Source organism: Mesorhizobium sp. M7A.F.Ca.CA.002.15.2.1 (assembly GCF_003998715.1).
GTDB classification, from domain to species: domain Bacteria; phylum Pseudomonadota; class Alphaproteobacteria; order Rhizobiales; family Rhizobiaceae; genus Mesorhizobium; species Mesorhizobium ciceri.
On the sequence record NZ_RZPI01000347.1, the window covers coordinates 1 to 5,762 of the forward strand.

The following is a 5,762-nucleotide window of genomic DNA, read 5'->3' on the forward strand; positions in this document are numbered from 1 at the left end:
GTCGTAAGCACATGAGTTGTCCGGATTAGCACGTGAGTTGTCCGGTTTCATAGCCAGCGAATGGAGGCTGGGGATGAAGCGGGCCGCAGGCCGTGCAGGACAACGAATCCGGGTTAACGGGCTTCTTCGGAGCCTTTGCCGGCGCGTTGGCCGACGAAGCGTCAAACGAAAAACCCGCCTGTGCGGCGGGTCACTGGCGCAAATCAGCACCATGGATGAAAATGTACCTTAGCTGAGGGCAGGGAGTCAAGAAAAAATTCCTATCATTAAAAACTTTCGGCACAAAGGCTGCCAACACCGCCGAACTGACTGCCGCCGCCAGGCCTTTGTTCAGCTGAGTTCGGCAGGCCGTGTCGTAAGCAGTCGTCCGGATTAGGCAGCAGATGAGTTGTCCGATTTGTCTGTCGGCTGGTTGAGACGGGCGGCACCCCGACGCGCGTGCTCTTCCCCAGGCGCGGCAAATGCGCCAGACTTGGGCGACGGGTTGCGATGTCCAGTCGCCGGGAGGGGTCGTCCATGAATTTCGTGTTCTTCTCGCCGCATTTTCCCGCCAATGGCGCGGATTTCTGCGACCGTTTGAAGAAGGCCGGGGCCAGGCTGCTCGGTATCGGCGACGCGCCCTATGACGCGCTCGACGCCAAGCTGAAGGCGGCGCTCAGCGAGTACTACCGTGTCGCCGACATGGAGGACTATGATCCGGTGTTCCGGGCAATGGGGCATTTCATCCACAAGTGGGGCCGCATCGACCGCTTTGAATCGCTCAACGAACACTGGCTGGAGCTGGAAGCCAACATCCGCACCGATTTCAACATCTACGGCACCAAGCTCGATTTCGTGAAGAACCTGAAGCGCAAGAGCCGCATGCGTGCCTTCTTCCGCAAGAGCGGCGTCGACACCATCGCGCAGCGCAAATGTTCCGACCGCGCCGGGGCCATGACCTTCATCCGGCGCGTTGGCTATCCGGTGGTGGTCAAGCCCGACAGCGGTTCCGGCGCATCGAACACCTTCAAGATCTCCAACGCCAAGGAGCTCGACCAGTTCTTCCGGGACAAGCCCGAGGACGTGACCTTCGTCATGGAGCAGTTCATCGAGGGGCTGGTGGTGACCTATGACGGGCTGGTCAACCGCGACGGCGAGGTGGTGCTGGCGGCCAGCCACCGCTACGACCAGAGCGTCATGGAGGTGGTCAACAAGGACCGCCACATGAGCTATACCTGCTTTCCCAGAATCAACCCGGCGGTCGAGGAGGCCGGTCGAAAGATCCTGAAAGCATTCGACGTGCGTGAACGCTTCTTCCACATCGAGCTGTTCGAGACCAAGGACGACCGTGTCATCGCGCTGGAGGTCAACATGCGCCCGCCCGGCGCCTGGATGACCGATGCGATCAACTATACGTTCGACATCGATGTCTATGCGGCGTGGGCCGACATGGTGGTCAGGGATGCCGCCGGCGGCCCTTACGAGGGCAAATATTTCACCGCCTATGCCAGCCGCAAGCGACGCCTCCACTATTTGCACAGCCATGAGGACGTGCTAGCCGCGCACCGCGACAAGATCGTCCACCATCAGGCCATCGAAGAGGTTTTCAGCCGCGCCATGGGAAATTACGCCTACCAGATGCGCTCGAAAGACGAAGCAGCGCTGCGCGAAGCGGTCGCGTACATCCACGCGGAAAAGGCGTGAGGCGATGGACATTTCCTATCATAAGAATTTCTCGAGCCAACTCGGCCGCGACATGGAATACAAGCGCTACGGCCATGCCGGCCGGCCGGTGGTGGTGTTTCCGACCTCGCAGGGCCGGTTCTACCAGTTCGAGGATTCCGGCGGGGTGGGCGCACTGGCCGAATTCATCGACACCGGCCGCATCCAGCTGTTCACGGTCGACGGCGTCGATTCGGAATCCTTCTTCGACAAGCATGCCGACGCGGCCCATCGCATTGCCCGCCACGAGGCCTATTTCCGCTATGTGCGCGAGGAAGCGCTGCCGGACTTCCTGTCCACGGCCGAGCAGGCCAATGGCGGGCGCAAGCTGAAGCCGCTGTTCTCGGGCTGTTCGATGGGCGGCTATCACTCCTCGAACTTCGTCTTCCGCTTTCCCGAACTCGCCAGCGGCGTCATCGCGCTGTCGGGCGTCTATTCGGCGCGCGATTTTTTCGGCAGGGCGCTCGAGGGCGATATCTTCTACAACTCGCCGCTCGACTATCTGCCCGGCATCGTCGATCCCAAACTGCTGGCCCGGCTGAAGACGCTCAGGCTGATCTTCTGCTGCGGGCAGGGCGCCTGGGAAGAGCGGATGCTGGTCGAGACGCGCAGGTTGGAACAGATCCTGCGCGACAAATCCATTCCCGCCTGGGTCGATTACTGGGGCGGCGATGTCAGCCACGACTGGCCGTGGTGGCACAAGCAACTGGTCTATTTCTTCGGCCGTTGGCTGGATGACGACCTGATGCACAGGCTGGATTGATAGGGAGGCCCGTCCGCTGACGGCTACCCTTCCTGGCATGCCGGCAGGGCGGTTTCGCGCTCCGAAGCCGATACGCGACGCAGGCCAAGGAAGACGACAAGGGCGGTGACGACGGTGATCGCCGCCAACACGATCAGCAGCCTGTCGAACGCCGTCTCGTAGGCCTGGACCAGAACAATGGCTCCGGCTTGGGGCAAATGTTGTGCTGCTTCGCCGAGATTGCCGGTCACCAGCAACTGGGCTGCCGCCGCTGCGTCCGTCGAAGATGCCATTCCTTATGCGGCGAGCTGCGCGGCGGCAAAGCCGGAAAGCGTCGCCATGACGATCGCCAGCGCCACACCCTCGCAGGCGACGCGGGTGGTGTTGAAGATGCCGACCGCCATGCCGGCGCGCTCCCTTGGCACGACGCTGACCGCAAGCCCGTCCATCAATCCCCAGGGCAGAGCGATGCCGACGCCGATCAGCATCAGCGGCGCCATCAGCGCACTATCGACCGGTGGTGTCAGGCTCAGCCAGACAAGCCCGGCGGCAGCGACGAGCAGGCCGACACCGCAGATGGTGGCCGGTGCGATCCAGCGCGCCAGCTGGCCGGCGAGCATCGGCAGGATCAGCAGCGGACCTGAGAGGCAGATCATCAATTGCCCGGCCTTGATCTCGTTCATCCCTTCGATGCCGATGAAACGGATCGGCAACAGGACGAGCAGGACGACGAAGGCGTAAGCGGGTGCCGCAGCCAGGAACTGGACGCCGACGAAGCGGGGGTAGGCAAACAGCGTGAGATCGAGCATCGGCCGTTGTGCTTGCCGCTCGACAACGACGAAGGCGACAAAACAGATGATAGAAGCGGCCAGAAGCGTGACGACGAGGGGATCAGCCCAGCCGCTCTGCGGCGCCTGGAGCACGCCATAGGTCAGCGACGCCAGCGCGATCGTGAAGGTGCCGGCTCCCGCCCAGTCGAGGCCCGTCGCATCCGGGTCGCGCGATTCCCTGATGGTGCGCAGGCCGAGCATGGCGGCGGCAATCGCGAGTGCCGCAACCAGAAGAAAGATCGACCGCCAGCCGAATGCGGAGATAAGCAGGCCCGACGCGATCGGGCCGAAGGCGAGGCCGATGCCGAAACTGGTGCCGAGGAAGCTGAAGGCGCGCAGCCGCAATGGCCCTTCGAATTCCTGGGCGAGTGCCGAGGCGCCGCCAGCGAAGGCGGCCGCACTGCCGATCCCCTGCACGGCCCGGAAGATGTCGAACCAGATGATGTCCGGCGCCAGCATCGCGCCCAGTGATGCCAGGATATAGAGGGAGAGGCCGACGAGGAAGAGGCGCTTGCGGCCGTGGTTGTCGGCCAGGGCGCCCGACGCCATCAGGGTGGCGCCGAAGGTCAGCATGAAGGCGTTGGTCACCCAGTTGAGCTCGATGGGACTGCCGCCGAGATCGGCCGCGATGCGCGACAGAGCGACGGCCGGACCGGTGAAGGTCAATGGCATCGTCATCGCGGCAAGGCACACGGACAAGAGCACGAGCCATCTCTCGGCAGAGCCGGTTGTGGTCCTGGAAGTCATGGATTTTCCTATCTGAAACAGCACTCGCCGGTGGGCCGCGCGATTGCGGAGCCGGTCGTGATGACAAGATAGGTCGTCGGCATTTCAGGAAGAATAGTGTTATATCTCCTGGTATATCGGACTGAAACGCTCGAATGGAATGACACGATGGATCGTCTCAACGGGCTCCTGGCCTTTGCCCGCACCGCCGAATTCGGCAATTTCGTCGCTGCCGGACGGGCGCTTGGCATCTCGGCTTCCGCTGTCGGCAAAAGTGTCGCCCGGCTCGAGCAGGAACTCGGCGTGCGGCTCCTGCAGCGCAGCACGCGGCGCATTGGCCTGACGGAAGAGGGCAAGCTGTTCAACGAGCGGGTGCGCCGCATCCTCGACGACATCGACGATGCCGAGGCGATGCTGTCGCGGACACGGGAAACACCGCGTGGGCGGCTGCGCATATCCACCCCGATCGTCACCTATCATCTGTTGCTGCCGGTGTTGTCGGAGTTCATGGCCCGCTATCCCGAGATCGAACTCGACATCGATTTCAACGACCGGATCGTCGACGTCATCGACGAGGGCATCGATGTCGCGATCCGCAGCGGCGAGCTGCCTGATTCGCGCCTCGTGTCGAGACCCGTTGCGCCCTTCCGCATGCTGCTGTGCGCGGCGCCCTCCTACCTCGAGCGCCATGGCACACCCGGCGAGCCGGCGGATCTCATCAGGCATTTCGGCATAAACTTCCGCTTCCTCAACAGCGGCAGGCTGCTGGAGTGGCCGTTCATAACCGGAAGCGCTGAACCGCAGATCCGCTCGATGCTGACCTGCAACAACATGGAAGCATTGAAGGGCGCCACGATCGCCGGCCTCGGCATCGCCTGCATGCCGGATTTCCTGGTGCGTGAGGCGCTGCACGAAGACAGGCTGCGTACCGTTCTCGACGGTCATGTCGACGGCCGTGGCCAGTTCCGGATGCTGTGGCCTTCCAACCGCCATTTGTCGCCGAAGGTGCGCGTGTTCGTCGATTTCCTTCCCGATCGCCTTGCGGCGCGCTAGGCGTTCATCGCATAATATGACAGTGATAGTCATGTTTGTGTGGAAGCGCTTGAGCGGCTGTGGCATGCCGCTGACCGCGGGGGCGCTGCGGCGCTTGCCCCGAACTGTTGCATAGGACTTGAATGATGGACCAATTGAGCGCGCAAACCCGGATCAGCGACGCGGCGATCAGGTCGGTGATGGACCGGCTGCGCGCCGAGCACAGCGAATTCGAGATCGACACCGGCGTCGCCGACCAATGGGAGCTTCGCCTCTATTATGGTTCGTTGAGCGCCACGCTCGATGATGAAAGCGTACTGATCCGCGTCGCGGCGTCCGACGAAACCTGCCTGTCCTACATGAAGATGACGGTTGCCGGCCATGTCGCCGAACATCTCGGCACGACCAGGGGCATTCATTGGCAAGGCGACGGCGTTGACGCCGGCACGCCGGTCTTCTTCCGCGAGATCACGGTGATGTCGTCGACGCGGATTTCGGCGCATATGCAGCGTCTGCGCTTCGCCGGCAAGGATCTCGGCCGGTTCAGCCATGGCGGCCTGCACATGCGGCTGCTGCTGCCGCCGGCTGGCCGCCAGCCGCTCTGGCCGACGATGGGCGCCGACGGCCTGATTGTCTGGCCTTCGGGCGACGATGCTCTTGCCGTGCGGGTCTACACGATCCGGGCGCTGGATGCCGCAAGCGGCTGGCTCGATGTCGATTTCGTGCTGCAC

4 protein-coding genes and 1 pseudogene are annotated in these 5,762 nt (G+C 63.0%); 4 read left to right on the top strand and 1 reads right to left on the bottom strand.

What is annotated here, in order from left to right; translation table 11 throughout:
* Window positions 1-516: 516 nt before the first annotated feature.
* Both ENZ74_RS19305 and ENZ74_RS19310 read left to right on the top strand, forming a co-directional pair.
* Complete coding sequence (locus ENZ74_RS19305) at window positions 517-1,683, top strand: ATP-grasp domain-containing protein (RefSeq protein ID WP_063168866.1); 1,167 nt, start codon at window positions 517-519, stop codon at window positions 1,681-1,683.
* Window positions 1,684-1,687: 4 nt separating this feature from the next.
* Complete coding sequence (locus ENZ74_RS19310; protein WP_063168865.1) at window positions 1,688-2,464, top strand: esterase family protein; 777 nt, start codon at window positions 1,688-1,690, stop codon at window positions 2,462-2,464.
* A 23-nt stretch (window positions 2,465-2,487) separates the two neighbouring features.
* On the opposite strand, the pseudogene ENZ74_RS19315 reads toward ENZ74_RS19310, so the two are convergent.
* Window positions 2,488-4,020: pseudogene (locus ENZ74_RS19315) on the bottom strand (MFS transporter).
* A gap of 147 nt (window positions 4,021-4,167) precedes the next feature.
* On the opposite strand from ENZ74_RS19315, the gene ENZ74_RS19320 reads away from it, so the two are divergent.
* Window positions 4,168-5,052 carry a LysR family transcriptional regulator gene (locus tag ENZ74_RS19320; protein ID WP_013529929.1) on the top strand — a complete coding sequence of 295 codons (885 nt, stop codon included), beginning with the start codon at window positions 4,168-4,170 and terminating at the stop codon, window positions 5,050-5,052.
* Between the two features lie 125 nt (window positions 5,053-5,177).
* A partial coding sequence (locus ENZ74_RS19325; protein ID WP_206522297.1) for a siderophore-interacting protein occupies window positions 5,178-5,762 on the top strand: 585 nt, incomplete at its 3' end.

Excerpts from the sequence above, each read along its gene's own strand:
- ENZ74_RS19305 (WP_063168866.1), top strand. The coding sequence starts at position 517 with ATGAATTTCGTGTTCTTCTCGCCGCATTTTCCCGCCAATGGCGCGGAT.
- ENZ74_RS19320 (WP_013529929.1), top strand. The coding sequence starts at position 4,168 with ATGGATCGTCTCAACGGGCTCCTGGCCTTTGCCCGCACCGCCGAATTC.
- ENZ74_RS19310 (WP_063168865.1), top strand. The coding sequence starts at position 1,688 with ATGGACATTTCCTATCATAAGAATTTCTCGAGCCAACTCGGCCGCGAC.